At 64.0% G+C, this 25,565-nt stretch carries 25 protein-coding genes; 18 read left to right on the forward strand and 7 right to left on the reverse strand.

The features are described from left to right. Positions 1-132: 132 nt before the first annotated feature. From NKI05_RS15280 to NKI05_RS15290, 3 genes are read left to right on the forward strand one after another with little or no spacing between them, the layout of a single operon-like run. Positions 133-1,050: a carbohydrate ABC transporter permease gene (locus NKI05_RS15280; RefSeq protein ID WP_023816278.1), complete on the forward strand. Its 918-nt coding sequence runs from the start codon at positions 133-135 to the stop codon at positions 1,048-1,050. Then, entirely contained in the window at positions 1,050-1,907 is an 858-nt protein-coding gene (locus tag NKI05_RS15285) for a carbohydrate ABC transporter permease (RefSeq protein ID WP_023816277.1), read from the forward strand. The genes NKI05_RS15280 and NKI05_RS15285 overlap by 1 nt, the downstream gene beginning before the upstream one ends. Before the next feature lie 37 nt (positions 1,908-1,944). Beyond that, positions 1,945-3,912 carry a glycoside hydrolase family 127 protein gene (locus NKI05_RS15290; RefSeq protein WP_023816276.1) on the forward strand — a complete coding sequence of 656 codons (1,968 nt, stop codon included), beginning with the start codon at positions 1,945-1,947 and terminating at the stop codon, positions 3,910-3,912. A 1-nt stretch (position 3,913) separates the two neighbouring features. Here the strand turns inward: NKI05_RS15290 and NKI05_RS15295 are convergent, their stop codons facing one another. From NKI05_RS15295 to efp, 3 genes are all read right to left on the reverse strand, one after another. Beyond that, on the reverse strand, positions 3,914-4,714 hold the full coding sequence (locus NKI05_RS15295) for an endonuclease/exonuclease/phosphatase family protein (protein ID WP_023671569.1): 801 nt from the start codon (positions 4,712-4,714) through the stop codon (positions 3,914-3,916). Positions 4,715-4,740: 26 nt separating this feature from the next. Next, positions 4,741-6,201: a phospholipase D-like domain-containing protein gene (locus tag NKI05_RS15300; protein WP_023816275.1), complete on the reverse strand. Its 1,461-nt coding sequence runs from the start codon at positions 6,199-6,201 to the stop codon at positions 4,741-4,743. Between the two features lie 71 nt (positions 6,202-6,272). After that, the gene (efp, locus tag NKI05_RS15305) at positions 6,273-6,842 is read right to left on the reverse strand and encodes an elongation factor P (protein ID WP_023682947.1); all 570 of its coding nucleotides are present in this window, start codon (positions 6,840-6,842) and stop codon (positions 6,273-6,275) included. Positions 6,843-6,971: 129 nt separating this feature from the next. Here efp and epmA point away from each other — a divergent pair, with 129 nt between their 5' ends. The 8 genes from epmA to NKI05_RS15345 all read left to right on the forward strand — a co-directional run bounded on the left by epmA (position 6,972) and on the right by NKI05_RS15345 (position 14,376). Beyond that, positions 6,972-8,018, forward strand: a complete 1,047-nt coding sequence (gene epmA, locus NKI05_RS15310) for an EF-P lysine aminoacylase EpmA (protein ID WP_023700603.1) — start codon at positions 6,972-6,974, stop codon at positions 8,016-8,018. Between the two features lie 199 nt (positions 8,019-8,217). Continuing rightward, the gene (locus NKI05_RS15315; protein ID WP_023816274.1) at positions 8,218-9,561 is read left to right on the forward strand and encodes a TldD/PmbA family protein; all 1,344 of its coding nucleotides are present in this window, start codon (positions 8,218-8,220) and stop codon (positions 9,559-9,561) included. Continuing rightward, entirely contained in the window at positions 9,548-10,354 is an 807-nt protein-coding gene (locus NKI05_RS15320; protein ID WP_023671574.1) for a 3'(2'),5'-bisphosphate nucleotidase CysQ, read from the forward strand. Before NKI05_RS15315 ends, NKI05_RS15320 begins: the two co-directional genes overlap by 14 nt. 68 nt (positions 10,355-10,422) lie before the next feature. After that, a complete protein-coding gene (locus tag NKI05_RS15325) occupies positions 10,423-10,668 on the forward strand; it encodes a DUF4170 domain-containing protein (RefSeq protein ID WP_023671575.1) in 246 nt (81 codons plus the stop codon). A 5-nt stretch (positions 10,669-10,673) separates the two neighbouring features. Then, positions 10,674-11,462 carry a lysophospholipid acyltransferase family protein gene (locus NKI05_RS15330; protein WP_352792577.1) on the forward strand — a complete coding sequence of 263 codons (789 nt, stop codon included), beginning with the start codon at positions 10,674-10,676 and terminating at the stop codon, positions 11,460-11,462. Continuing rightward, entirely contained in the window at positions 11,459-12,775 is a 1,317-nt protein-coding gene (gene waaA / locus NKI05_RS15335; RefSeq protein WP_023671577.1) for a lipid IV(A) 3-deoxy-D-manno-octulosonic acid transferase, read from the forward strand. Before NKI05_RS15330 ends, waaA begins: the two co-directional genes overlap by 4 nt. After that, complete coding sequence (lpxK, locus tag NKI05_RS15340; RefSeq protein WP_023671578.1) at positions 12,776-13,804, forward strand: tetraacyldisaccharide 4'-kinase; 1,029 nt, start codon at positions 12,776-12,778, stop codon at positions 13,802-13,804. 89 nt (positions 13,805-13,893) lie between these two features. Next, positions 13,894-14,376: a PM0630 family protein gene (locus NKI05_RS15345; RefSeq protein WP_155922435.1), complete on the forward strand. Its 483-nt coding sequence runs from the start codon at positions 13,894-13,896 to the stop codon at positions 14,374-14,376. 60 nt (positions 14,377-14,436) lie between these two features. Here the strand turns inward: NKI05_RS15345 and NKI05_RS15350 are convergent, their stop codons facing one another. Beyond that, positions 14,437-14,670, reverse strand: coding sequence for a DUF2093 domain-containing protein (locus NKI05_RS15350; protein WP_023671580.1), 234 nt, complete (start codon positions 14,668-14,670; stop codon positions 14,437-14,439). Between the two features lie 113 nt (positions 14,671-14,783). Here NKI05_RS15350 and NKI05_RS15355 point away from each other — a divergent pair, with 113 nt between their 5' ends. Beyond that, entirely contained in the window at positions 14,784-15,389 is a 606-nt protein-coding gene (locus tag NKI05_RS15355) for a hypothetical protein (protein ID WP_023671581.1), read from the forward strand. A 17-nt stretch (positions 15,390-15,406) separates the two neighbouring features. Here the strand turns inward: NKI05_RS15355 and NKI05_RS15360 are convergent, their stop codons facing one another. Beyond that, complete coding sequence (locus tag NKI05_RS15360) at positions 15,407-16,333, reverse strand: LysR family transcriptional regulator (protein ID WP_023705759.1); 927 nt, start codon at positions 16,331-16,333, stop codon at positions 15,407-15,409. A gap of 92 nt (positions 16,334-16,425) precedes the next feature. Between NKI05_RS15360 and NKI05_RS15365 the strand changes: the two genes are divergently transcribed. From NKI05_RS15365 to NKI05_RS15375, 3 genes are all read left to right on the forward strand, one after another. Continuing rightward, a complete protein-coding gene (locus NKI05_RS15365; RefSeq protein WP_023671583.1) occupies positions 16,426-17,319 on the forward strand; it encodes a DMT family transporter in 894 nt (297 codons plus the stop codon). Between the two features lie 86 nt (positions 17,320-17,405). After that, complete coding sequence (locus NKI05_RS15370) at positions 17,406-17,855, forward strand: hypothetical protein (protein ID WP_155929739.1); 450 nt, start codon at positions 17,406-17,408, stop codon at positions 17,853-17,855. A gap of 85 nt (positions 17,856-17,940) precedes the next feature. Then, positions 17,941-18,177, forward strand: a complete 237-nt coding sequence (locus NKI05_RS15375; RefSeq protein ID WP_050594117.1) for a hypothetical protein — start codon at positions 17,941-17,943, stop codon at positions 18,175-18,177. A 25-nt stretch (positions 18,178-18,202) separates the two neighbouring features. Here the strand turns inward: NKI05_RS15375 and mutL are convergent, their stop codons facing one another. After that, complete coding sequence (gene mutL, locus NKI05_RS15380) at positions 18,203-20,056, reverse strand: DNA mismatch repair endonuclease MutL (protein WP_023702313.1); 1,854 nt, start codon at positions 20,054-20,056, stop codon at positions 18,203-18,205. Between the two features lie 274 nt (positions 20,057-20,330). Beyond that, positions 20,331-21,233, reverse strand: a complete 903-nt coding sequence (locus NKI05_RS15385; protein WP_023671586.1) for a LysR substrate-binding domain-containing protein — start codon at positions 21,231-21,233, stop codon at positions 20,331-20,333. Between the two features lie 89 nt (positions 21,234-21,322). Between NKI05_RS15385 and NKI05_RS15390 the strand changes: the two genes are divergently transcribed. The 3 genes from NKI05_RS15390 to NKI05_RS15400 all read left to right on the forward strand — a co-directional run bounded on the left by NKI05_RS15390 (position 21,323) and on the right by NKI05_RS15400 (position 25,147). Next, complete coding sequence (locus NKI05_RS15390) at positions 21,323-22,873, forward strand: trimethylamine methyltransferase family protein (protein WP_023816270.1); 1,551 nt, start codon at positions 21,323-21,325, stop codon at positions 22,871-22,873. Between the two features lie 61 nt (positions 22,874-22,934). Further along, a complete protein-coding gene (locus tag NKI05_RS15395; protein ID WP_023698003.1) occupies positions 22,935-24,584 on the forward strand; it encodes an ABC transporter substrate-binding protein in 1,650 nt (549 codons plus the stop codon). 83 nt (positions 24,585-24,667) lie between these two features. Beyond that, complete coding sequence (locus tag NKI05_RS15400; protein WP_023671589.1) at positions 24,668-25,147, forward strand: DUF3828 domain-containing protein; 480 nt, start codon at positions 24,668-24,670, stop codon at positions 25,145-25,147. Positions 25,148-25,565 lie beyond the last annotated feature (418 nt).

Consider the following 25,565-nt stretch of genomic DNA (forward strand, 5'->3'; position numbering starts at 1 on the left):
TCCGGGTGGGGTCGTTCCGGCAGTGCTCGACGTTCTTTTTCGTCGGCGCACTGCGCGGAGGACCCCACCCCCGGCCTGCGGCCGGACCCTCCCCTCGAGGGGGAGGGGGATCACCGCACCCGGAGCCCACGTATGACCACCATCACCACCCCGCCACGCGCCAGAAAACTGGTCGGCGTTGGCCGCCGGCAGTGGATCGGCCTGCTCTATGTCGCGCCGGCCGTGGCGCTGGTCGTCGTGTTCTTCATCATTCCGCTCGGCATGACCGCGTGGATGTCGCTGCACAACTGGCCGCTGATGGGCGAGCATTTTTACATCGGCTTCGACAATTACCGGGCGATCCTGCGCGACAACCGTTTTTGGAACGCGCTGAGCTTCACCGCCTACTACACCGTGATCGTCACCATCGTGATCTTCGCCGTCGCCTTTCCTCTGGCGCTGTTCATCGAAAAGCCCAGGCGGCTGACCGGCTTTTACCGCACGTCCTTCTTCATGCCGGCGGTCGTCGGCTTCGCCTCGGCCAGCCTGCTGTGGTCGTGGCTGCTCAATGTCGATTCCGGCCTGTTCAGCCCGGCCGCCTACGATTTCGGCCTGACCGCGAAAAAGTTCAACCTTCTGGCGACCTTCCAGCCGGCCTTCTGGTCGATCATCGCCATGGTCGTCTGGAAGGTGGCGGGCTTCACCATGATCATCCTGATGACCGGCCTGCAGTCGATCCCGACCGATCTGCAGGAAGCCGCGATGATCGACGGGGCAGGGCCGTTCGCACGCTTTCGCGCCATCACCCTGCCGCTGATGCGCCGCACGCTGGCGCTGGCGCTGATCCTGTCGATCGCCGGCTCGATCCTCGCCTTCGACCAGTTCTACATCATCCTGCGCGGCGGCCCGCGCAACCAGACGCTGACCGCCGTCTACTGGATTTTCAACCAGTCCTTCGTCTCGTTCAAGCTCGGCTATGGCGCGGCGCTGTCGATGATCCTGCTGGCCATATTGGTGGCGCTCAGCCTGGTTCAGCTCTGGCTGCTGCGCAAGCCGGAGGGCATCGACTGATGGCGCAGGCAAGAAGCCGCAGCAGCCGCCTCTGGCTCAGGATCGCCGAGCATTCGACCGGCATGATCGCCTCAGTGCTGTTCATCGCGCCGATCGTCTGGGCCGTGCTGTCGACCTTCAAGCCGGCGCAGGAGGCGCGCCAGCCGCCGCTGCCGCCGTGGCCGACGACCGGGTTTTCGGTCGAGAACTACCGCACGCTCGACACCTTTGGCGACGGCCTCTGGCTGCCGGCGCAAAACAGCCTCTATGTCGCCTCCATGACGGTGATCCTGTCGGTGATCGTCAGCGTGCTCGCCGGCTACGGCTTTTCGCGCTTCCGCTTTCCCATGAAGGATGTGCTCTTCATCGTCATCCTGTCGACGATCATGATCCCCTTCCAGTCGATCCTGACGCCGATCTTCCTGGTGCTGACCAAGATCGGGCTGCACAACACGCTGACTGGGCTGGTCCTGGTCTACACCACGCTGCAACTGCCGTTCTCGATCTTCATGATGCGCAACGCCTTCGACGCGGTGCCGCGCGAGATCGAGGAGGCCGCGCGCATGGATGGCGCCAACAACGTCACCATGCTGCTGAAGGTGATGCTGCCGCTGGTCTGGCCGGGCATCGTCACCATCGCGCTGTTTGCCTTCCTCGGCGCCTGGAACGAATTCCTGGCCGCCCTGGTGCTGATGACCGACCAGTCCAAATTCACGCTGCCGATCATGATGACTGCACTTCAGTCCGGTCGCTTCGGCGCCATCGACTGGGGCGCGGTGCAGGCGGGCGTCACCGTGATGATGGTGCCGTGCCTGGTGCTCTTCCTGCTGCTGCAGCGCTTCTACATCCGCGGCCTGATGGCCGGCGCGGTGAAATGACCCGCCGTGAATGACCACTATCCAACGGAGTGACACGATGACAGCCAAACCATCCGCCAAGCCCGGCAAACTCGCCTTCCGCCCGCTGCCGGTGCCGCAGGTCGATGTCCGCGGCTTCTGGGGCGACCGTGTCGATGCCGTGGCGTCGCGCACCGCCGACATCCTGTACGAGCGCTGCGTCGAGGCGCGCATGCTGGAGCAGATCGACCCGGACCGGCCCTCGCCGGGCGTCGTCATTCCGTTCCATTCGCCGTCGCCCGACGAGGCTGCCAGCCCCGGCTTCACCGGCTCGACGGTGACGACGCAGATGTTCTGGGACTCCGATTGGGGCAAGACCATCGAGACCGCGGCCTATTCGCTCTACCGGCGCAAGAACGCGGCGCTCGAGAAGAAGATCGATGCCGTCATCGACCTCTACGGCAGACTGCAGCAGGAAGACGGTTATCTCTCCAGCTGGTACCAGCGTATCCAGCCCGGCAAGCGCTGGACCAATCTGCGCGATTGCCACGAGCTCTATTGCGCCGGCCATCTGATCGAAGGCGCGGTCGCCTACTACCAGGCCACCGGCAAGCGCAAGCTGCTGGATATCATGTGCCGCTACGTCGACCATATCGCCGACACCTTCGGTCCGGAGCCGGGCAAGAAGAAGGGCTATTGCGGCCATGAGGAGATCGAGCTGGCGCTGGTCAAGCTGGCGCGGGCGACCGGCGAGCAGAAATACATGGACCTGGCCAGGTATTTCATCGACCAGCGCGGGCAACAGCCGCATTATTTCGACGAGGAGGCGCGTGCGCGCGGCGCCGACCCGAAGGCCTATCATTTCAAGACTTATGAGTACAACCAGTCGCACAAGCCGGTGCGCGAGCAGGACAAGGTCGTCGGCCATGCGGTCAGGGCGATGTACCTCTATTCCGGCATGGCCGACATCGCCACCGAATATGGCGACGACACGCTCAGGGTAGCGCTCGACCGTCTGTGGAACGATCTCACCACCAAGAACCTCTATGTCACCGGCGGCCTCGGGCCATCGGCGCACAATGAGGGCTTTACCAGCGACTACGACCTGCCCAACGAAACCGCCTATGCCGAGACCTGTGCCTCGGTCGGCCTCGTGTTCTGGGCCAGTCGCATGCTCGGCATGGGTCCCAACGCCCGCTACGCCGACATGATGGAGCGGGCACTCTACAACGGCTCGATCTCCGGCCTGTCGCTCGACGGCTCGCTGTTCTTCTACGAGAACCCGCTGGAGAGCCGGGGCAGGCACAATCGCTGGAAATGGCATCGCTGCCCCTGTTGCCCGCCGAATATCGGCCGCATGGTCGCCTCCATCGGCAGCTATTTCTACAGCCTGTCGGACGACGCGCTGGCCGTTCATCTCTACGGCGACAGCACCGCGCGCTTCGACATATCGAACCGGGCGGTCAGTCTGATTCAGACCAGCAATTATCCCTGGGATGGCGCGGTCTCGATCCGGATCGAAGCCGACGCTCCGGTGGCATTCACCTTGCACCTGCGCGTCCCGTCCTGGTGCGGCAAGGCGGCGCTCAAGATCAACGGCGCCGCCGTCGATCTGGACGGCATCACCAGCGACGGCTATGCCGCGATCCGGCGCGAGTGGCGCCAGGGCGACCGGGTCGAACTCGATCTCGAAATGTCGATCGCCCGTCTGTTCGCCAATCCGGAGGTGCGTCAGGACATCGGCCGCGTCGCACTTGCGCGCGGTCCGCTGATCTATTGCGTCGAGGAGACCGACAATGCCGGCCAGTTGCATCGGATCGCTCTGCCGCGAACGGCAAAAATCGAGGCGCATGCCGAGCCGAACCTGCTCGGCGGCATCGTCACGCTTTCGGCACTTGCCAGCAAGGAAGCCCAGGAAAACTGGGAAACCGGGCTCTATCGCACCGATCCGCCGACGGTGAGCGAAACGAAAATCACCGCCGTCCCGTACTTTGCCTGGGACAACCGTGAACCCGGTGAGATGCTGGTCTGGCTGCGGGACGGATGAGTTACAGGCTGACGAACGCCGTCAGCGGCAAATGATCCGACGCAACCCGCGACAGCGGCGTATCATGAGCTTCCACCGACGAGACCATGCCGTGCCGGTTGGCCATGATCCGGTCGAGCGCCAGCACCGGCAGGCCTGAGGGAAAAGTCGGCACCGCCGCCGGCGTGAAACCAAAGGTGGCGTGCAGCGTCTTGAGCGCCGAGCGGTTGCCCAGCCGCCATTCGTTGAGGTCGCCGAGCAGCAAGGTCGGCCTTTCATCCTGGTTGCTCATGATGTCGAGCACGACGCGGGCCTGCTCCGAACGCGAGCGGCGCAACAGGCCGAGATGCGCGGCGATGACGCGCAGAGTGCGCGTTTCGTCGAGGTCGATCTCGGCAACCAGCGCGCCGCGGGGCTCCAGTCCCGGAAGCTTGATCTGATGGACGTCGCGCACCGTGCCGCGCTTGAACAAAAGCACGTTGCCGCGCCAGCCATGGCCCTTGCCGCTTCCGGAAACCGGCACCGGCACAAGCCCTGTTTCGTGTTCGATCCGGGCAAGGTCGAGCAGCCCGGCGCGATCGCCGAAGCGGTTGTCGGCCTCCTGCAGCGCGATGACGTCGGGGCCGATCTCGCGGATGACGCGAGCGGTCCGTTCGGGGTCGAACCTGCGGTCGGTGCCGATGCATTTGTGGACGTTGTAGGAGGCGACCACCATCTGGGCGCCTTCAATGTGCTTGCGCGGCGTCGCGTTCGCCTTGCGCGCTTTCCTGCCGCGGATCGACAGGAGCACTGTTTCAGGAAGGCTGCGTCCGTTTATGTCCATAGGCCTGCGTTCAATCTGTCCTGATTCTAAAGATAGGGCGATCCCAGCCATAACAACCGGTCAAAAACCCGGATGACAAATGGCCGCGCTCTTAGGGTTGCGAGTGTGACGGGTTTGGCGGAAGCGATTGCCGCTCCGATGCGCCCCTCGATCTCGGCGGCAAAGCCGGTATCCAGCACCTCCAGGTCGATTTCGAAATTCAGCCGCAGCGACCGGGCGTCGAGGTTGGAGGAGCCTACATAGGCCCACACGCCATCGACCGACAACAGCTTCGAATGGTCGAACGACCCTTCATGGCGCCAGACGCGGCAATAGTGCTTCAGCACCTGGTCGTACTGCGCCGTCATGGCGCGGCCGACCAGGAAGAGATTGTTGACCGCGGGCACGACGATGTCGATCTCGACGCCGCGCCGGGCAGCCGTGACCAGCGCGCTGACAAATTCCCGGTCCGGCAGGAAATAGGGCGACATGATGCGGATCGATTTGCGGGCGACGGAAAATGCCCCCGTCAGCAATTTGTGGTTGGTTTCGATGCTGGCGTCCGGCCCCGACGCCACCGCCCGCACCAGGATCGGCTGACCGGGTGGCGGCGAGGGCTTTTCTACGTGCCAAACCTCGTCCTTGAGGGCCTCGTTGCCGGCAAAACGCCAGTCTTCGGCGGCAACCGCGAACAGGTCGGCCACGACCGGCCCCGTCACCTGGAAATGCGTATCCGCCGAACTGGCGCTGCCGGCGAATTCGGCCGAAAATCCCTTGCGGATGTTCATGCCTCCCGTGAACGCCACCACACCGTCGACGATCAGGATTTTTCTGTGCGTCCTCAAATTCGCATAGGGAAGTCTCAGGCCCATGACGATGTTGCCGTTGAACAGATCGACGGTGACGCCGGCTTCCCGGAGTGTCCCAAGGATGCTGGGCACGGAATAGCGCACGCCGACCGCATCGATCAGCACGCGAACCGTCACGCCGCGCCGGACCGCTCCGGCCAGCGATTCGACAAAACGTCGTCCGATCTCGTCATTGTCGAAGATGTAGGTCTCGAGCAGAATGCTGCGCTGTGCGCTGTCTATCGCCCGGCACATTGCTGCGTAAGCTTCGTCGCCGGTCCTGAGGATCGTGATCGCGTTTGCCGACGTCAGTGCGCGCCGCGCCACCCTGTCGCCTAGCGTCTTCAGGCCGGCAAAGCGCTGGCCGAATTCGGCTGAGATGAGTGTTTCGAGCGCAATGTCGTGGTCGTGTTTGGCTGTCTCGGCTTCACCGGCGACGGGCCGCATGGCGCTGATCGTGGCGCGTCGGATGCGGTTGATGCCGGCAATGGCATAGATGATCGCGCCAAGGAACGGCGACAAGATCATCACGCCGACCCAGCCGGTGGCGGCGCGCACGTCTTCCTTGGTCATGATTGCGTGGACGATGCCGATGGCGGCCATCAGCATCGGAATGATCACAAGGATCAGAGGCCAGTAGGTCACAAAGGTCTGCCACATCGGCAGGACTATCGAGCCAGCGGCCGCAGAAGGCAATGCAACGGATCAACCAGGACGGAGGCGCTCGCGCGTCAGTCCTTCGCCCGCTCCACATAAGCGCCATCGGCCGTCATCACCACCACGCGGGTGCCCGGCGCGATGTGCGGCGGCACCAGCGTGCGCACGCCGTTGGAAAGCACGGCCGGCTTGTATGACGAGGACGCCGTCTGGCCTTTGGTCGTCGGCTCCGTCTCGACCACTTCGAAAGTAGCGCGCTGCGGCAGCACCAGGGCTATGGCGATGCCGTTGAACTGCGAAATCTGCACCGCCATGCCTTCGAGCAGGTAGGGCGCCATGTCGCCGACCACGCTTTCCGGCACCGCGACCTGATCGTAGCTTTCCGGGTTCATGAAGTGATACCCCTCGGCGTCGGCGTAGAGGAAGGTGTGCTCGCGCTCCTCGACATAGGCGCGCTCGACCTGCTCGGTGGTGCGGTAGCGCTCCGAAACCTTCACCCCGTCGGAGATGCGGCGCATGTCGAGCTGGGTGACCGGCGTACCCTTGCCAGGGTGGATGTTTTCGGCAAAGAGGATCACGTAAAGCTTGCCGTCCTTGTCGACGACATTGCCTTTACGGAGCGAACTGGCGATGACCTTCACCACGGTTTTCAATCCTAGACTTCGTTGGCCTGAAACGATCGTTCGGCGCAAATCGGCTGCGAGAGCCGTCGCCGTAGCGCATCTTGGCCCGAACCGCCAGCCCTGTCAGCAATTCCGTTGCCCGGCAAACCCATGACTGGCGCTTCGCCCTGGTGGACGCCGGATGTTCACGCCGACCGCCGGCCGCGGCTGATGGCCCGCAACGCCATAGCTGCCGCCATGCGCGGCTGGTTTGGCGAGCGCGACTTCATCGAGGTCGAGACGGCGGCATTGCAGATTTCGCCCGGCAACGAGGCGCATCTCTCAGCCTTCGCCACCGAGGCGATCGGCGCCGACGGCGCGCGCCGGCCGCTTTATCTCCACACCTCGCCGGAGTTCGCCTGCAAGAAGCTGCTGGCCGCCGGTGAGCGGCGCATCTTCAGCCTGGGCGCCGTCTGGCGCAACCGCGAGCGCGGCCCCTTGCACCATCCCGAATTCACCATGCTGGAATGGTATCGGGTCGGCGAAACCTATGACAGCCTGATGGCCGATTGCGCCGAACTGCTGAAGCTGGCAGCCGAGCGGGCCGGCGCCAAAACCTTCCGCTTTCGCGGCCGCGAGGCCGATCCGTTCGCCGAACCGGAACGCGTGAGCGTGGCGGAAGCTTTTGCGCGTTACGCCGGCATCGATCTTCTTGCCACCGTTTCTGCCGATGGCGGCACAGACCGCGCCGCACTCCATGATGCTCTGGTCAAGGCCGGCCTGCGCACGGCCGACGATGACAACTGGGCCGATTTGTTCAGCCGCGTGATGGTGGAAAAGGTCGAACCGATGCTGGGGCAGGGGCGGGCCACAATCCTCTATGGCTATCCGATCTCCGAGGCCGCCTTGGCCCGGCCGAGCGCGGAGGACCAGCGCGTGGCCGAGCGCTTCGAGCTCTATTGCTGCGGCGTCGAGCTCGCCAATGCTTTCGGCGAACTGACCGATCCGGCCGAGCAGCGCCGGCGCTTTGCCGCCGAGATGGACGAGAAGGAGCGCGTCTATGGCGAGCGCTATCCGCTGGATGAGGATTTTCTCGCCGCCCTCGCCATCATGCCGCAAGCCAGCGGCTCGGCGCTTGGCTTCGATCGGCTGGTGATGCTGGCAACGGGCGCGACGAGGATCGATGACGTGATCTGGACGCCGGTCGCCACTCCTTGACGGAAATCGGCCTCGGTTAAACTCACAAACCGGTCAAGCCGCGCGTCTGTGGCGGCCGCCGCGGATGGGCTTTGCGGGCCGCTTGGGCGCTATGCCGCAGCGGGACAATTGCCCGTGCGCCATTGCACAAGCCGCATTGGGACAATAGATGGTGCAACAGCCGCTACCGCCCGGCGCGGCTTCAGCCAGGACCATGCGCATGACCGATACACCAGAGGCAGCGAAATTGACCGACCGCGTCGCGGCACTGGTCGAGGCTGCCAAGCGGGCCGGCGCCGACGCCGCCGACGCGGTTGCCGTGCGCGGCCGCTCGATCGGCGTGTCGGTGCGGCTGGGCAAGGTCGAGAACACTGAGGCGTCCGAGGGCGACGATGTCTCGCTGCGCGTCTTCGTCGGCAACCGGGTGGCGAGCGTCTCGGCGACGGCGGCATCGGACCCCAAGGCATTGGCCGAGCGCGCCGTGGCCATGGCCAAAGTCTCGCCCGAGGACCCCTATCAGGGTCTCGCCGATCCGGCTTTGCTGGTCGGCAAGGTGCGCGACCTCGATCTGTTCGACGCCACCGAGGTTTCGGCCGATCAGTTGAAGGAAGCGGCCCTGGCCGCCGAGGAAGCGGCCCTTGCAGTCAAGGGCGTCACCAATTCGGCCGGCAGCGGCGCCAGCGCAGGCCTCGGCGGGCTGGTGCTTGCCACGTCGAACGGCTTCGTCGGCCACTATGTCGCGTCGCGCTTTTCGCGTTCGGCCAGCGTGATTGCGGGCGAAGGCACCGGCATGGAGCGCGACTACGAATACTCTTCGAACCAGCATTTTTCCGATCTGGACGCACCGGAATTGATCGGCCGCAAGGCCGGCGAGCGCGCCGTGCGCCGCCTCGGCGCCCGCAAGGCGGCGACCGGTCCGGTCAACGTGGTGTTCGATCCGCGCGTCGCGCGCGGCATTGCCGGTCATCTCGCCGGCGCCATCAACGGCGCTTCGGTGGCGCGCAAGACGAGTTTTTTGCGCGAGATGATGGGCAAGCAGGTTGCGTCGGCTGCCATCACCGTCACCGACGAGCCGCTACGGCGTCGCGGCCAGGCCTCGCGCCCGTTCGACGGCGAAGGCGTCGAGGGCGAAAAGCTGTTGATGGTCGAGAACGGCGTGCTGAAGCACTGGTTCCTGTCGACGTCCGCCGCGCGGGAATTGGGGCTGACCACCAACGGACGCGGCGCGCGCAGCGGCTCGTCGGTATCGCCGTCTTCGACCAATCTCGCCATCGAGCCGGGCGACAGGACGCCGGAAGACCTGATCAGGTCGCTGAAATCCGGCTTTTATGTCACTGAAGTGTTCGGCCAGGGCGTCGACATGGTGACCGGCGAATACAGCCGTGGCGCATCCGGCTTCTGGATCGACAATGGTGAGCTTGCCTATCCGGTGGCCGAGGTGACCATCGCCTCCAATTTGAAGACGATGTTCCTCAATATGGTTCCGGCGAGCGATCTTGACCGCGATTTCGGCACTGCCGCACCGACGCTGCTGATCGAAGGAATGACCCTTGCCGGAGCGTGACCCGGTCATATCGGCCGGGGCCTCGGAAGACCTCGATCTGCTGCGCGACGCCGCCCGCGAGGCGGGCGCGATCGCCATGCGCTATTTCGGCAAGAACCCGCAAGTGTGGATGAAAGGCGGCACCTCGCCGGTCAGCGAAGCCGACCACGCGGCGGACGCCTATCTTCGCGAGACCCTGCTGGCGGCGCGGCCGGACTATGGCTGGCTGTCGGAGGAAACGACTGACGATCCGGCACGGCTTCTGGCGCGGCGCACCTTTGTCGTCGACCCCATAGACGGCACCCGCGGCTTCCTCGAAGGTCTGCGCTCGTGGTGCGTCAGCGTCGCGGTGGTCGAGAATGGCCGCACGCTCACCGGTGTGCTCGAATGTCCGGCCAAGGGCGAAACCTATTGGGCGCTGCCTGGCCATGGAGCTTTCCGCAACGGCAAGCCGATTGCCGTGCGCGGCCTGGGTAAGACGGTCGAGATCGGCGGGCTGAAGCAGTTGATCGACCTGATGCCGGCGCAATGGCAAAGCCGGGTGCGGCGCGCGGCGCACATTCCCTCTCTCGCCTACCGGCTGGCGATGGTCGCCAACGGCACGCTCGACGCAACCTTCGTCAAGCCCAACGCGCATGACTGGGATATCGCCGCCGCCGATCTCATCTTGCGCGAGGCTGGCGGCGCCGTGCTCGACGGCCATGGCCGCGCGCCGCTTTATGCCGGGGAGATCATCCGTCACGGCGCGCTGGTCGCCGGCAGCGGGCAGCTGCTGACCGTGCTTGCCGGCGTCATTGCCGATACGGAAGCGTGATCGAAGGTTCCAAAGTCGGCAGCTTTGGGCTAGACCTGTCGCAAACTCACAATATGTGAAGGACCGAAATGGCCGCGGAAGACGGAAAGAAACAGCTTTTGCACCTGGTGTTCGGCGGCGAGCTGAAGCAACTGGGAGGCACCGAGTTCCGCGATCTCGACGCGCTCGACATCGTTGGCGTCTATCCGGACTATCAAACCGCGCACACCGCGTGGAAGGCCAAGGCGCAAGCCAGCGTGGACAATGCCCATATGCGCTATTTCGTCGTCCATCTGCACCGGCTGCTCGACCCTGAAAGCAAGGCCGCCGGTTGACAGTGATGGAGCATGAAGCGGTGAAAGGGCAGCCCACCGGCGCCGCGGTCCGAAGAAGACGCGGCGGCAGTTCGAAGACGTTCTGGCGCAAGATCCGCGAGCCGTTGGCGCAGTCGCGAATCGTCAAGAGCATCATCGTCAGCCTGCTCGCCCGGTTCGTCCGCCTGGTGCGCCTGACCAACCGCGTGGTCGAAGGCTCGGCTAAATTTTCAGGCGGCGACTACGCCGAATTCGAACCCGGCATCATCGCGCTCTGGCATGGCCAGCATCTGCTGACCCCAGCCTATTATCCCAAGGGACGGCCGCTGGTCGCCATGGTCTCGCGCAGCGCCGACGCCGAACTCAACGCGCTGATGATCGAAAAATTCGGCATCGAGGCGGTGCGCGGCTCCGGCGGGCGTGAAAGCACGAAGCATCTCGACAAGGGCGGCGCCAAGGCGCTCATCGCCCTGAAAAAGTCACTCGTCGCCGGCAAGAACGTCGCCATGATCGCCGACATTCCCCACGGCACGCCGCGCGACGCGGGGCTTGGTATCGTTCTGCTGGCACGCCTTTCCGGCCGGCCGATCATGCCTGCCGCCATCGCCACCAGCCGCCGCAAGGTGCTGGAAAGAAGCTGGGACAAGACCACCATCAACCTGCCGTTCGGCCGCTCCTCGATCGTCATCGGAACGCCGGTTTTCGTGCCGGCCAATGCCGACGAGGCCGAAATGGAGCGCAAGCGCCAGGAAGTCACGGCCGCGCTCAATGCCGCGACCGCCGAGGCCTATCGGCTCGTGGACGGCAGGCCATGAGCGTCGGCTGGGCGCGCGCCTTCCTGGCGGCGTACCGCCTTGCCGGTGCCGCCGCCTATCCGCTGATGGGTCCCTATGTCGCCTGGCGCACATCGCAGGGCAAGGAAGACCGCAGCCGCAGCCGTGAGCGCTACGGCGTTGCCGGGCGGCCGCGCCCTGAAGGGCCGGTGATCTGGATCCATGCGGCAAGCGTCGGCGAGACCCTTGCGGTCGTGCCGCTGGTGCAAAGCATCCTCGACTACGGTGTCAACATCGTGCTGACGACGGGCACCGTCACTTCGGCGCAGGTTGCCGACGAACGGCTGGGCGACCGCATCATCCACCAATATGTTCCGCTCGACCTGAAGCCGGCCGTCAGCCGCTTTCTCGATCACTGGCGGCCGGACCTGGCGATCATCGCCGAATCCGAGATATGGCCGATGACCATCCTCGAGCTCGGCGCCCGACACGTGCCGCAGGTGCTGGTCAACGGCCGGCTGTCCGACCGTTCGTTCAAATCCTGGAAGAAGCGCGCCAACATCGCCGAGGCGCTGTTCGAGAACCTCGCACATGTCGTTGCCCAGTCGGATGTCGACGGCGAACGGTTTCGCGCGCTTGGCGCCCGGCCGGTCACCGTGTCCGGCAACCTCAAGGTCGACACCTTGCCGCCGCCCGTCGACGAACGGGCGCTGGCGACGCTGAAGCGCCAGATCGCCGGCCGCCCGACCTGGGCGGCAATTTCGACCCATGACGGCGAGGAGGTGGTCGCGGCGGAAGTCCACGCCACGCTCTACAAGCGCCACCATGGCCTGCTGACAATCATCGTCCCGCGCCATCCCGACCGCGCCGAAGCGCTGGCAGCACAGATTTCCGGCATGGGCCTGAAGCTGGCGCGGCGCAGCAAGGGGGACCGGATCACCGCCGACACCGATATCCTCCTTGGCGATACGATCGGCGAGATGGGGCTTTATCTCCGGCTGACGGAAATCGCCTTTGTCGGCCGCTCGCTGACCTCGGAAGGCGGCCAGAATCCGCTGGAGCCGGCCATGCTCGACACCGCTGTGCTGGCCGGCCGCAACGTCCAGAATTTTCGCGAGGCCTATCAGCGCCTGCTCGACAGTGGCGGCGCCAAGCTGGTGCGCGACCGCGACATGCTGGCCGGCGCCGTCAATTTCCTGCTGAGCAATGAAGTTGCGCGCCATGAGATGATGGCGGCCGGTGCCGCCACAGTCGACCAGATGCGCGGTGCGCTGGCGCACACGCTGAAGTCGCTCGAGCCTTATATCCAGCCATTGATCGTCAAGTCGCGCCTGAAGGGCGCCGACGGGCGATAGGTGGCGTCGGAAGCACCACCTTTCTGGTGGGAAGCGCCGGACTGGCGGGTCTTTGCGCTGTCGCCGCTATCAGCGGTCTATGGCATGGTCGCCGGCCGCCATATGCATCGGGCGATACGTCAAAAGATCGACGCGCCAGTGCTTTGCGTCGGCAACTTCACCGTCGGCGGCAGCGGCAAGACGCCGGTCGCCATCGCGCTGGCCAAGCAGGCCAGGCGCATGCAGCTCAATCCCGGATTCCTGTCGCGCGGCCATGGCGGCTCGTTTGCGCAGCCGCATGTCGTCGATGCCAGTCACGACGCCGCCAAGCATGTCGGCGACGAGCCGCTGCTTCTGGCCGAGCACGCGCCGGTTGCGGTAAGCCCGAACCGCGCCGCCGGCGCCAAGCTGCTCATGGAAGCCCATGGCTGCGATTTCCTGATCATGGATGACGGTTTTCAGAGCGCGCGCATCCATATTGATTATGCGCTGGTCGTCGTCGACGCCCGCTACGGCATCGGCAATGGCCGCGTCATTCCGGGTGGGCCGCTGCGCGCCAACGTCGTCGACCAACTGGTGTTCACCGATGGGCTGTTGAAGATGGGCGAGGGCACCGCCGCCGACCAGGTCGTGCGCCAGGCGGCGCGCGCCGGCCGGCCGATCTTCGAGGCGCATGCTGAACCGGGCGGCAAGGAGCGGTTCGCCGGCCGGCGGTTCCTCGCCTTTGCCGGCATCGGCCATCCCGAAAAATTCTTCGAGACGCTGCGCGGCACGGGCGCGGAAGTGGCGCTGAGCCGGTCGTTTCCGGACCATCATTTTTATGCCCCCGACGAACTCGCCGAACTGGCGGCAACCGCGCGCCGTGAGGGACTGGGCCTCGTGACCACCGCCAAGGACGCAGCCCGGCTGCGCCATGGCGCAGCCTCGGCTGAATTCCTTGGTCAACTCGACGTGCTGGAGATAGACGCCACGTTCGAACTCGACAATGTGCCGGAGCGGATCATCGATGAGACGCTGGATGCCTGGAGACAGCGCCGGCTGCGAGGGTAGGGCGCTCCCGCGTTGACACAGGATATTTCTCGCCGCTTATCACAATTATAAGTCAGACCGGCTTCAGCGCGGGGGGTGGAATGGTTAGGTTGCGGGCACTCTTTGTGGGCTTTGTTCTTGTGGCGATGGCGAACCCATCTTCGGCGCAGGCACCCACCGCGACCGACAGCGAATTTCTGGTCTCGGTCACCGAAGCGGACGGTGCTACCCACGTTCGGCCCTCAAACATTGTACCGCTTATCCCCGATAGCGCCTGCTTTGAATGGCGCGTACGTCTGGCGCAAGGCGACAGACTGGTATCGGTCACCGAGGTGTTCGCGCTTCCCGCGGAGCCCAGGCAGTGGGGTGGTATCGACGGAAACGAATACAGCTTGAGCAAGCTATCGGGCGATCGAAGGGTCTCCGAGACCACCATGTTCTACAAACCGCAGGACGGATGGATCTCGCATGGGTGGTGCATGGCCGAGGGTGATCCGATCGGGCCGTATTCCATCAAAGTGCTTGTCGGAGATCGGCTTGTTCATAAATTCGACTTTTCGGTCGAAAACGCGCCGGCATCCTCAAAGCCATAGTCCTGCAGGCGTTCCAGGAAAATCAGATCGACGGTGAGCCTTGCTTTCCGGTGTGCCGATCTAGCCCCGGCTGCGCAGGTCCGGATGCGTTTCGATCTCGCGGCGCAGCGAGGCGGCGGCGCTGACATAGGGCTCCTGCCTGGCGACGCTCCAATATTTGAGCTCGTCCAGCGGAATGCTCTCACCGGTCACAGCGCAGCGCACGAATGCGCCGGGGCTGGTGACCTGGAAGTCGCCGTCGAGATAGCGGATCCGGGCTTCCTTGCCGCCAGGGCCTTCGAAGCGGTTCATCATGGGGTGGTGCCAGAGTTCATGCTGATTTCATCGCCATAAATTGCCGGCAAGGTCAAGCTTGACGCAATGCTGAGGCGCTATTGTCGGCTCCAAACCATTCTTATGGGACCGGCATGGACATTTCATCCGCCCGCCTGACTGCGCTGCTGCGCGAGGCCATGATATTGGCAGCGGTGCCGTCGGCGAAGGCCGATCCGGCGAAAGCAGCACTTATAAAGGCGCTGGTGCAGCCGCCGACGCCATCCGGTGCGCCTTTGCAGCCGGCAGCGGCGCCGGCGCTGCAGGCGCTGTTGTCCGCAGCCGTCGCAAAGGGGCAGCAGACGGGTTCAGCCGAGATCCTGCAGGCCTATCTGGCGCTTGCCGAACCGGGTGACGCGGCGCCCGACGATTTCGGGCCGACAACGGCTGCGACAGGCAAGGCGACGCCAGCCAACGACGATGCACAGCGCGGTCTGCCGGTGCCGCCGGCCAGGGCCGATGATGGCGCTGCCGCAAAGCCGGCAGGACTGCCCTGGTTTGCGCTTCTCGCACCGGGGGTTTCGCCGCCGCGCCGCGCCTCCGCCACCGACGCGGCGGCGAAGCGGGGGCAGGCGATGTCTGGGTCGAATGACACGGTCCAGCCCGAAGGCCGGCAGCAGATGCGTGTCGGCCTGATGGCGCTGGCAGCCGGGTTTCTGGCCGTCGCCATTGTCGGGCTCGCCTTGCTGGTGCTTGGCTGAGCACCGAACGATCGCCGCTATCGCTCGGCTTCGAGGAAAGCTTCCATCTTGTCCATCGCCAGCCCCGCCTCGACAGCGATACGGCGTGAAAGTTCGGCGGCAGCCGTACGCGGCCGCCCCAGCGGCCGGTCCAGCCAGTACGACACCGGGTTCAGCGCCGTGCGCTCGTCGACGGCGACGATGCGGCCTGCCTCCAACTGGTGTCCGGTCAGCGGCGGCCGCGCCAGCGCGATGCCGAGCCCGTAAGCTGCGGCGTCGAGCACCAGATTGTAGTCCTCGAAGCGGCGATCCTGCGGGCGCGGGCGGTAGTCCATCCCTTGCGCGGCAAACCAGGCACGCCAACCCGAAGCGTCGGAATCGTTGATCAGTGGAAACCTCAGCAGCCGGGCCGGGTCGCCGCGGCCGATCTCGCGGGCAAGGCCGGGCGCGGCGACGGGAAAGACATGTTCCTCGAACAGCTTCACCGAGATGCGGCCCGGAATGCCCCCGCGGCCGCAGCGGACCGACAGGTCGATGCCTTCATCGGCAAGGTCGCCCTGGCGGATGTCGACGTCGAGCACGATGCGCAGCTTGGTTGGATTGTTCTCCAGCGCCGCCATGCGTGGCATCAGCCACAGCCCGCTGACGGAGGGTATCGAGGTCAGCCGCACCACGGCGGTGCCGCGCGGCTCGACCCAGCGGTCGGAATGGCTGGAGATCAGCGCAAAGGCTTCCGCCGTGCGCAGATGCAGGCGGTTGCCCTCGATGGTCAGCGAGACGCCGCGCGCGCCGCGGTCGAACACTTTCAAGCCCAGCCAGTCCTCCAGCTTGGCGATCTGCCGGCTGACGGCGCCGTGGGTGATGTTGAGCTTCTCGGCCGCGGCCGAAAAGCTCCCCGTTCGCGCCGCCGCATCGAAGGCGCGCAGGGTCTCGAGCGGCACCATTGTGTCTGAGCTGTGATCCATAGTCACAGGTGATCCTCGATTTGATCGTTTGTCAACGGCGCCGAAAAGGCGCTTTCTGCCTTTCAACACTCTGGGAACCCGAGGACAGGCAGATGAGCGCAACGACCAGCACGTCGAATCCGACACAGCGGATGGACACCACGGCGGCCATCGCCGTGGCCTTGACGGTGGTCGGCTGGGCCTCGGCCTTTCCCGCGATCCGTGCCGGCCTCGCCGCTTTCGGGCCGCTGGAACTCGGTGCGTTGCGCTTTGCCATTGCCGCGGTGCCGGCGGCGATCTTTCTTGCCGTCAAGCGCCCGGCGCTGCCGAGGCTCGACGAAGTGTGGCGCCTGGTCTTTGGCGGCGCCATCTTCGTCGCGCTCTACACTGTCATGCTCAATTTCGGCGAATTGACGGTTTCGGCGGGTGCCGCCGGTTTCATCATCAATGTCAGCCCGATCTTCACCGCCATCATGGCAATGGCATTGCTCGGCGAGCGCTTCTCAAGCTGGGCCTGGTTCGGCACGGCGATTTCTTTCGCCGGCATCGGCATCATCGCTGTGGCTGACGGCAATGGCTTGAGTTTCGACACCGGCGCGCTGCTGGTTCTTGGCTCCGCGCTGTGCTCGGCCGTCAACACGATCGTCCAGAAGCCGCTCTTTGCCCGCCATCACCCGCTGACCATTTCGGCCTCGAACATGATTCTTGGCGCTCTTTGCCTGGCACCCTTTCTGCCGAGCGGCTTTGCGCAGGCCGCGGTCGCCAACACGGCCGGTATCGGCGCCGTGATCTTTCTTGGCATCGTGCCCAGCCTGATCGCCTATGCCGCCTGGGCAACCGCACTGTCGCGTCTTCCGGCAGCGCGCGCGTCGAACTTCCTCTATCTGGTCTCGCCCATGTCAGCCCTGATCGGCTTCTTCTGGCTGGGCGAAGTGCCGACGCTACTTGGTATCCTCGGCGGCGCACTGGCGCTGGGCGGCGTGATCGTGGTGAATTTAAAGCGTTAAAACAAATGATTTGAGCTGTTTTCGGACTCAAACCGGGAACCGCATTCCATCAGAATGCAGACACCCAGAGGAAGGACAGCTGTGGTATGCTGCCTTCACTGGGGGACGGAATGGGAAGACTGTTCATATCGGCAATTTTTTGCGTTTTGCTGCTGACCGGGAAAGCCGCTGCGGGCTGGTATCAGGTCGAAAACTACGAAGGCTCCATCGGACCTAACCCCGTCCACCTATCGCTGCAGAGATATGACAGTTTCGGCAGCGGGATTACGGTCGAGGGGAGCTATTTCTACGACGCGAAGCAAAGCCCGATAGCGGTGTACGGCAAGATCAGTGGCACCAGCCTCTTCCTTTGCGAGATTGCGGACGACAGGGAGTTCGACAGGTTGCTGGTCATGGGATCGAAAACGCCCGTTGGCACCGCCGGATGTCCGTTTTCTCTCGACCTTGGCGAAAGCGGCGCAACAGGGACTTGGAGCAAGGGCTCGGACAAGTTCCCGATCACGCTGAAGAAGGTCGCAAGCCTCGACGAAGGTTGACGGCACCGTCGAGATTCCCTTCTGGGCGCAGACAGCCACCCACAGATTTGCCGGGGTCTACGAGAAAGCGGGCTTTCTCGTCTGCATGAATAAGCTGCGGGTCATCGACAAGAAGAAAAAGAAGGTCGTTCAGGAGATCGCTTTCGATGACGACGATTGCGATGCCGGCATGCTGATGACTCCCATCTACATGAATGTTCAAAAACAGGTTGGGAGAAGCTTCGAGATAATCTCCGTGAATTTTCGCGGCGGTAGCGCCGGTTACTCAAGGGATTACGTTTTCTCTCATAGGTTCAAGGATTATCGCCTGTTGGTGAATTGAGCGTGTGCCCTGACCTGGCTTGTGCTCACCGCCGCCCAAACAGCCGCTCTATATCGGCGAGCTTGAGTTCGATATAGGTCGGGCGGCCGTGGTTGCAGGTGCCGGAGCCCGGCGTTGCTTCCATCTGGCGCAGCAGCGCGTTCATCTCCTCAGGCTTGAGCAGGCGGCCGGAGCGGACCGAGCCGTGGCAGGCCATAGTCGCGGCGATCTTGTCCAGTCGTTCCTTCAGCGTCTCGATCGTGTCGTTGTCGGCGATCTCATCGGCAAGGTCGCGCACCAATTGCTGGACATTGGTTTCGCCGAGCATCGACGGCGTCTCGCGCACCGCCACCGCGCCGGGACCGAAACGCTCAATGCCGAGGCCGAACCGGGCCAGCGTTTCGGAATGCATGGCCAGCCGCTCGGCGTCCTCCTCCGGCAGGTCGACGATCTCCGGCAGAAGCAGCATCTGCGAGGGCACCGCGCGCGAGTGCAGGGCATTCTTCAGCGCCTCGTAGACCAGCCGCTCATGCGCCGCGTGCTGGTCGACGATGACAAGCGAATCCCTGGTCTGGGCGACGATGTAGTTCTCGTGGACCTGCGCGCGGGCGGCGCCCAGCGCGGTGCCGAGCAGCGTCTCGGCCGGCTCGGCTAAGCCGGCACGCGCATCGGCGCTGGCGAGCGGACCGGCGTCGAATGCAGCCTGGTCGTTTTCGCGGAAGCCGGCGCCGTCAAATCCCATATCCAGCGGCCGCTGTGGCGAGCGGTCAAAGCCCGAAAAGCCCGAGGCCCGGTAGGCCGCGTCATAACTGCGATGACCGTTGGCAGGACCCGCATGGGCGTAGGAGGCGGCTCCCGGCCGGAACGCCGCCACCATCCCGGCGGCCCCGCTGGTGGCGGCGCGGATGCCGGCATTGGCCAGCACCTCGCGGATGGCGCCGACGATCAGCCCGCGCACCAGGCCGGGATCGCGGAAGCGAACATCGGCCTTGGCTGGGTGGACATTGACGTCGACGGTCGCCGGATCGAGCGTCAGGAACAGCACCGTGACAGCATGCCGGTCGCGCGGCAGCACGTCGGCGAAGGCGCCGCGAATGGCGCCGGCGATCAGCTTGTCGCGCACCGGACGGCCGTTGACATAGGCATATTGCTGCAGCGCGTTGGCGCGGGTGAAGGACGGGATCGAGACGTGGCCGGTCAAGTGCACGCCGTCGCGGCTGGCGTCGATAGCGATGGAATTGTCGGGAAACTCGGCGCCCATGACTTGCGCGACGCGGCGCAGGCTGCCTTCCGCCGTGTCGTCGGTTGCCGGCAATTCCAGCGTCGAGCGGTCGGAGCCGGCGAGCGTAAAGCGCACGGCAGGGAAGGCGATGGCGATGCGCTTGACCACGTCGCTGGTGGCGGAGCTTTCGGCGCGCTCGCCCTTCATGAATTTGAGCCGCGCCGGCGTGGCGAAGAACAGGTCGCGCACCTCGACCGTGGTGCCGCGATTGGCCGCCGCCGGTTTGACCGCCGAAACGCGGCCGCCTTCGATGGCGATCTCGGCTGCAGCGTCGCCTGCGGCCGTGCGCGAGCGAACCGACAGTCGCGACACCGAACCAATTGACGGCAATGCCTCGCCACGGAACCCGAGCGAGCGGATATCATGAATGTTGTCGGCAAGTTTCGAGGTGCAGTGGCGCGCAATGGCCAGCGCCAGTTCCTGTTCGGGGATACCGGAGCCGTCATCGGTGACGCGGATCAGGTTCAGCCCGCCGCCGGCAGTGACGACCTCGACGCGGGAGGCGCCGGCGTCGAGCGCGTTTTCGACCAGTTCCTTCACCACGCTCGCCGGACGCTCGATGACTTCGCCGGCGGCGATCTGGTTGATCATCGTTTCGGAAAGCTGGCGAATGGGCATGGGGGTATTATAGGCGGATTCGAAGGGTGTGCGGAAGGCTTCAATGAATGCCGGACATTGGAGACGCCAGCGGGACAGCACCCCCCTCTGGCCTGCCGGCCATCTCCCCCGCAAGGAGGGAGATCAGATGTCACGACGGCTTTCGCCAATCTTCAATGCTTGAAGGGTGACGCGACATATGAACTGCCAATCTCCCCCCTTGCGGGGGAGATGTCCGGCAGGACAGAGGGGGGTGTGAAGGAACTCCGCGATAGTGACTACGCTGCAACCGATTTCAAGCCTGCGCCGCCAGCCAGTCCCTGACTTTCCGCGCATTCTCGCTCAACTCCCGGTTCTTCGGCCAAACCACATAGAACGCCTTGCCGGTTCTCAGCACATGGTCGGTCACCGGCACCAGCAGCCCCGACGCCAGGAGCCGTTCGGCCAGATGCCGCCAGCCGAGCGCGATGCCTTGGCCCTCCATGACGCCCTGGATCACGAGGCCGTAATCGTTGATGCGCAGGCCGCGCGCGGTGTTGTCGAGCCTGCCGCCCGCAGACTGGAACCATTCGTCCCAGCTAGCCGCCTCGCGGTAGGGCTCCTCGAGGTGGATCAGGCGATGCGTCGCCAGCTCCGCGACGCTCCTTGGCATGCCGAATTTCGCGAGATAGCTGGCGCCAACCACCGGAAAAATCTCCTCGTCGGCCAGCGGCAGCGAATGATAATCGGCCCAGTCGCGCGGTTCGCCGCCGCGAACGGCGAGCGGGATGCCCTCGGCGATGATGTCGAGATCGCGGTCGGCGGTCTGGATGCGCAAGTCGATGCCCGGCAGTTCGTCGCGGAACTGCTGCAGGCGCGGCATCATCCAGAACGAGCCGAAGGCGGTCGACGCCGCCAGCGTGACATGGCCGCCGCTCGCCTGCAGGCGCAGATCCTCGGCCGATTTGCGGATATGCGACAGACCGAGCGAGACGTCGGCATGGAAGCGTTCGCCCGCTTCTGTCAGGACGACCTGGCGGTGGCGGCGCTGGAACAGCTGCGCGCTAAGCTGTTCCTCCAACCCGCGCACCGCATAGGAGACGGCGGCCTGCGTCATGCCGAGCTCGCGCCCGGCAGCGGTGAAGCTCGACAGCCGGCCCGCCGCCTCGAAGACGATCAGGCTGCCGGCCGAGGGCAGGAGGTGGCGCAGGCTTCGCATAAGCTGAGCTTATACAAGAGATCAGGATTTTCCAGCATCACATCCATATTTCCTCTCGCTAACTTGGTTGGACGGAATGAGGAGGCTCCATGAACGCACCGGCCGCTGAACTGACCGAGCAAACCCACCGCCGCGGCGGCGGTCGCCTCGGACGCAAGGCGCTGAGGAGCGCCCCCGTCACCTCGTTCCCGACGCTGGTCCGCGAGATCCCCACCTACCAGATGGTCCCGGACGAGGCGGTGGAACTGATCCACCAGGAGTCACTCGCCATCCTCGAAGAGGTCGGTTGCGAGTTCCGCGACGACGAGGCGATCGCCATGTGGAAGGTGGCGGGCGCCGACGTGTCCGAGACACGCGTCCGCATCGACCGCGGCCTGCTGATGGAACTGGTCGCGAAGGTTCCGTCCGAATTCACCCTCAATGCGCGCAATCCCGAGCGCACCGTGCGCGTCGGCGGCAAGAACTCCATCTTCGCGCCGATGTATGGCGCGCCTTACGTGCGCGACCTCGACAACAACCGGCGTTATGGCACGCTTGAAGACCTCAACAATTTCCACAAGCTCGCCTACATGGCCCCGGCGCTGCATTCGTCGAGTTCGATCATCTGCGAGCCGATGGAGATCGCGGTGCCGAAACGGCATCTCCACATCATCCATTCGGCGCTGAAGCATTCCGACAAGCCGTTCATGGGCATCGTTACTTCCAAAGACCGCGCCGAAGACACGATGGCGATGGCGGGCATCGTCTTTGGCGAAGATTTCGTTCGCGACAACCCGGTGCTGGTGTCGATTACCAACTGCAACTCGCCGCTGGTGTGGGACGCCACCATGCTGGACGCGATGAAGGTCTATGCGCGCAGCAATCAGCCGCTGATCCTGGCTCCCTTTGCGCTGTGCGGCGCATCGACTTCGGCCTCGGCCGTCGGCGCGGTGGCGCAGGTCAATGCCGAAGCACTGGCCGGCGTCGCTTTCACCCAGCTGCTGCGCCCGGGTTCGCCGCAAATCTACGGCCAGTTCATGGTGACGGTCGACATGAAGACCGGCGCGCCGATGGGCGGCACGCCGGAAGCCGCCCAGATGATGTATCTGATGGGCGCGCTGGCGCGGAAATACAAACTGCCCTGGCGAACCTCCGGCTTCCATGTCGGCTCCAAGCTCAACGACGCCCAGGCCGGCTATGAATCCAACATGCTGATGCATGCCGCCATCCTCGCCGGCGCCAATTATATCTGGCACTCCGCCGGCTGGTTGGAGGCCGGGCTGACATGCGGCTATTCGAAATTCGCCACCGACTGCGAGCAGCTTGTCGGCTGGTATAAATATGCCGGCGGCCTGCCGTTCGACGATTTCAAGGAGGCCATGGCGGCGATCCGCGAAGTCGGGCCGCAGGGCCATTTCCTCGGCACCCAGCACACGCTCGATCATTACGAGTCGGCATTCTTCATGCCCACCATCATGGATTTCAACTCCTACGAACAATGGAAGGCTGGAGGGGCGAAGGACCACGACACGCGCGGCCGCGAGAAAGCCCGCAACATGCTGGCCGACTATGAAGAGCCGAAACTCGATGAGGGCATTGCCGAGGGCCTCAGGGACTTTATCGCGCAGCGCGAAGAGAGGCTGCCCGACAGCGTTAGCTAAGAGAACGACGAATGAGTTGATAACGGGCGAAGACCCGATGGGAACCGCAAGGGAGAAAGACATGACAGTTTTCAAAAGCAATGGCGATCGCGTGCCAACGGCCATCGAGGCGATGGCGCAAGAGACGCGTGCTGGCCGTATGGACCGGCGCGAGTTTCTTGCATTGGCAAGTGCGTTCGGCGCATCGACGGCGCTGGCCTACGGCATGATCGGCCTTGCCGCGCCGGGACAGGCTTTTGCCGAGGAGCCGAAGAAGGGCGGCACGCTGCACATATCGATGTCGGTCAAGGCCCAAAAAGATCCGCGCACCTATGACTGGGTGGAACTCGCCAACATCTCGCGCTGCTGGCTGGAGCCGCTGGTCCGCTACACCAGGGAATTCACCTTCGAGCCAGTGCTGCTCGAAAGCTGGGACATCAATGACGACGCCACGGAATACACGTTGCATGTGCGCAAGGGCATCACCTGGAACAATGGCGATGCTTTCAACGCCGATGACGTGGTCTTCAATGTTACCCGCTGGTGCGAGAAGAAGGTCGCCGGCAACTCCATGGCCGCTCGCGTCGGCGGGCTGATCGACGAAAAGTCGGGCAAGGCCAGGGAAGGCGCGATCGCCAAGGTCGACGACAATACGGTCAAGCTGACGCTCAGCGCGCCCGACATTTCGCTGATCCCGAACCTCACCGATTATCCCGCGCTCGTCGTCCACCGCAATTTCGACGCCGAAGGCGCCGACCCGGTCAAGAAGCCGATCGGCACGGGCCCGTTCGAACTGGTCTCCTACGATGTCGGCCAGAAGGCGGTGGTCAAGCGTCGTGAAAACGGCAAGTGGTGGGGTGGTGAAGCGCCGCTCGACAGCGTCGAGTTCATCGACTACGGCACCGACTTCAACGCTTCGATCAACGCCTTCGAATCCGGCGAGATAGACCTCAATTTCGAGACGCCGGCCGACTTCATCGACATCCTGGATAAGATGGGGCTGGAGAAGTCCGAGGTTGCGACGGCAACCACGCTGGTTGCCCGCACGAACGTTACCCACAAGCCCTATGACGACCAGCGGGTGCGCAACGCGCTGCAGATGGCGGTCGACAACAATGCGGTGCTGGAACTCGGCTATGCCGGGCGAGGGACGGTCGGTGAAAACCACCATGTCAGCCCTATCCATCCTGAATATTTCGCGCTGCCCAAGAAGACGCGCGACGCGGCCGGCGCCAAGAAACTGATGGCCGACGCTGGGCAGGCCGATTTCGAGCACGAGCTGATCACCGTCGAGGACGATTGGCAGAAGAACACCGGCGACGCGATTGCCGGCCAACTGCGCGACGCCGGCATCAAGGTCAAGCGCACGGTGCTGCCGGGCTCGACCTTCTGGAACGACTGGACGAAATATCCCTATTCGATGACCATCTGGTACATGCGCCCGCTTGGCGTCCAGGTCCTGGCGCTTGGTTATCGCACCGGCGAGGCCTGGAATGAATCGGCCTATTCCAACCCGGACTTCGACGCCAAGCTGAAGCAGGCGCTGTCGCTGATCGATGTGGAGAAGCGGCGTGAGGTGATGAAGGATGTCGAGCAGATCCTGCAGGATTCCGGCGTCATCATTCAACCCTTCTGGCAGAAGCTCTACAGCCACATGAACAAGAAGGTGAAGAACTACGGCGTCCACCAGACCTTCGAGATGGACCTGCAGAACGTCTGGCTTGATGGCTGAGACGGTGCTTCATGAGCCGCAAAAAAGCCGATATGCAGGATGTCTGGTATTGCACCTTGCCGCCAAACGTCCGGAGATCCTGCATGAAACCGATAGTGCTTGCCGCTGTCTTTTCGATTGCCTTGCCAGCGACAGTGCTGGCCGGGCCGGCTTCCAACGCCGTGAAGTTCTTTTATCTGCCCGAGGTGAAATTCGAGGGAGATGCAAAGTACCGCGACCGCTTCACCGAGCCGGTGACCAAGCTGTTCGATCTCAACGACCAGGCCACGAAGAACAAGCCCGACGAAGTCGCCTGCCTCGACTTCGATCCCGGCCTCGACGCGCAGGATTTCGACCAGAAGTCGATTGCCAAGACATTGAAGCTGGCCGAGACCGTCAATGGCGATACGGCCGAAGTCACCGCCACCTTCAGCCTTTTTGCGGAAGGCGATGATTCCAAACGCGAAATGCTGTGGTCGCTGAAGAAAATCGACGGCAAATGGAAGGTCGCCGACATTACCTCCAAGACCAGCAGCTGGACGCTGAGCGCGCTGGAATGCATGCCCGACAAAGCGCCGGAGTGATCCCGACGCGCTGTTCCGGCGTCGCGGCTCGCCAGCATATTGGCAGCATTCAGACATAATCGCCGCCGCCGGGTCCAGGCGAGGGTGTATTCGGCCCATGACAGCCGCAATTGTCGCGGCTTGCCGAATCGTGCAACGGTCAGCACCCTGGGTCAGTGATTGTTTTCATGCTGTAACGGCGGTCTCTCAGCGCGACAGCCATAAAATTGCTAAGCAAAATATCGTAACATCTTTTGTGATGGTCGCTATATTTTACGGCGATTCAGCATTATTTTGCGGTTGCAGAAAAGCCGGATCCAGAAACAGTTGCATCCGCACGGCCGGTCACATCAGTAGTTGCTTTTTTAGGGGTGGCGGGGTACGTTTCCTTGCTCGGCTGCAAGTATTAACTTGCTCAAATTTGGAGGGTGGGGCATAT

It is taken from the genome of Mesorhizobium sp. M0771 (assembly GCF_040320155.1).
Classification (GTDB): domain Bacteria; phylum Pseudomonadota; class Alphaproteobacteria; order Rhizobiales; family Rhizobiaceae; genus Mesorhizobium.

Bases quoted from the DNA above. Each gene is read 5' to 3' on its own strand.
- NKI05_RS15280 (WP_023816278.1), top strand. From the start codon at position 133: ATGACCACCATCACCACCCCGCCACGCGCCAGAAAACTGGTCGGCGTT.
- NKI05_RS15285 (WP_023816277.1), top strand. From the start codon at position 1,050: ATGGCGCAGGCAAGAAGCCGCAGCAGCCGCCTCTGGCTCAGGATCGCC.
- NKI05_RS15290 (WP_023816276.1), top strand. From the start codon at position 1,945: ATGACAGCCAAACCATCCGCCAAGCCCGGCAAACTCGCCTTCCGCCCG.
- NKI05_RS15295 (WP_023671569.1), bottom strand. From the start codon at position 4,714: ATGGACATAAACGGACGCAGCCTTCCTGAAACAGTGCTCCTGTCGATC.
- NKI05_RS15300 (WP_023816275.1), bottom strand. From the start codon at position 6,201: ATGTGGCAGACCTTTGTGACCTACTGGCCTCTGATCCTTGTGATCATT.
- epmA (WP_023700603.1), top strand. From the start codon at position 6,972: ATGACTGGCGCTTCGCCCTGGTGGACGCCGGATGTTCACGCCGACCGC.
- NKI05_RS15315 (WP_023816274.1), top strand. From the start codon at position 8,218: ATGACCGATACACCAGAGGCAGCGAAATTGACCGACCGCGTCGCGGCA.
- NKI05_RS15325 (WP_023671575.1), top strand. From the start codon at position 10,423: ATGGCCGCGGAAGACGGAAAGAAACAGCTTTTGCACCTGGTGTTCGGC.
- NKI05_RS15330 (WP_352792577.1), top strand. From the start codon at position 10,674: ATGGAGCATGAAGCGGTGAAAGGGCAGCCCACCGGCGCCGCGGTCCGA.
- waaA (WP_023671577.1), top strand. From the start codon at position 11,459: ATGAGCGTCGGCTGGGCGCGCGCCTTCCTGGCGGCGTACCGCCTTGCC.
- NKI05_RS15350 (WP_023671580.1), bottom strand. From the start codon at position 14,670: ATGATGAACCGCTTCGAAGGCCCTGGCGGCAAGGAAGCCCGGATCCGC.
- NKI05_RS15355 (WP_023671581.1), top strand. From the start codon at position 14,784: ATGGACATTTCATCCGCCCGCCTGACTGCGCTGCTGCGCGAGGCCATG.
- NKI05_RS15360 (WP_023705759.1), bottom strand. From the start codon at position 16,333: ATGGATCACAGCTCAGACACAATGGTGCCGCTCGAGACCCTGCGCGCC.
- NKI05_RS15365 (WP_023671583.1), top strand. From the start codon at position 16,426: ATGAGCGCAACGACCAGCACGTCGAATCCGACACAGCGGATGGACACC.
- NKI05_RS15370 (WP_155929739.1), top strand. From the start codon at position 17,406: ATGCTGCCTTCACTGGGGGACGGAATGGGAAGACTGTTCATATCGGCA.
- NKI05_RS15375 (WP_050594117.1), top strand. From the start codon at position 17,941: ATGAATAAGCTGCGGGTCATCGACAAGAAGAAAAAGAAGGTCGTTCAG.
- mutL (WP_023702313.1), bottom strand. From the start codon at position 20,056: ATGCCCATTCGCCAGCTTTCCGAAACGATGATCAACCAGATCGCCGCC.
- NKI05_RS15385 (WP_023671586.1), bottom strand. From the start codon at position 21,233: ATGCGAAGCCTGCGCCACCTCCTGCCCTCGGCCGGCAGCCTGATCGTC.
- NKI05_RS15390 (WP_023816270.1), top strand. From the start codon at position 21,323: ATGAACGCACCGGCCGCTGAACTGACCGAGCAAACCCACCGCCGCGGC.
- NKI05_RS15395 (WP_023698003.1), top strand. From the start codon at position 22,935: ATGACAGTTTTCAAAAGCAATGGCGATCGCGTGCCAACGGCCATCGAG.
- NKI05_RS15400 (WP_023671589.1), top strand. From the start codon at position 24,668: ATGAAACCGATAGTGCTTGCCGCTGTCTTTTCGATTGCCTTGCCAGCG.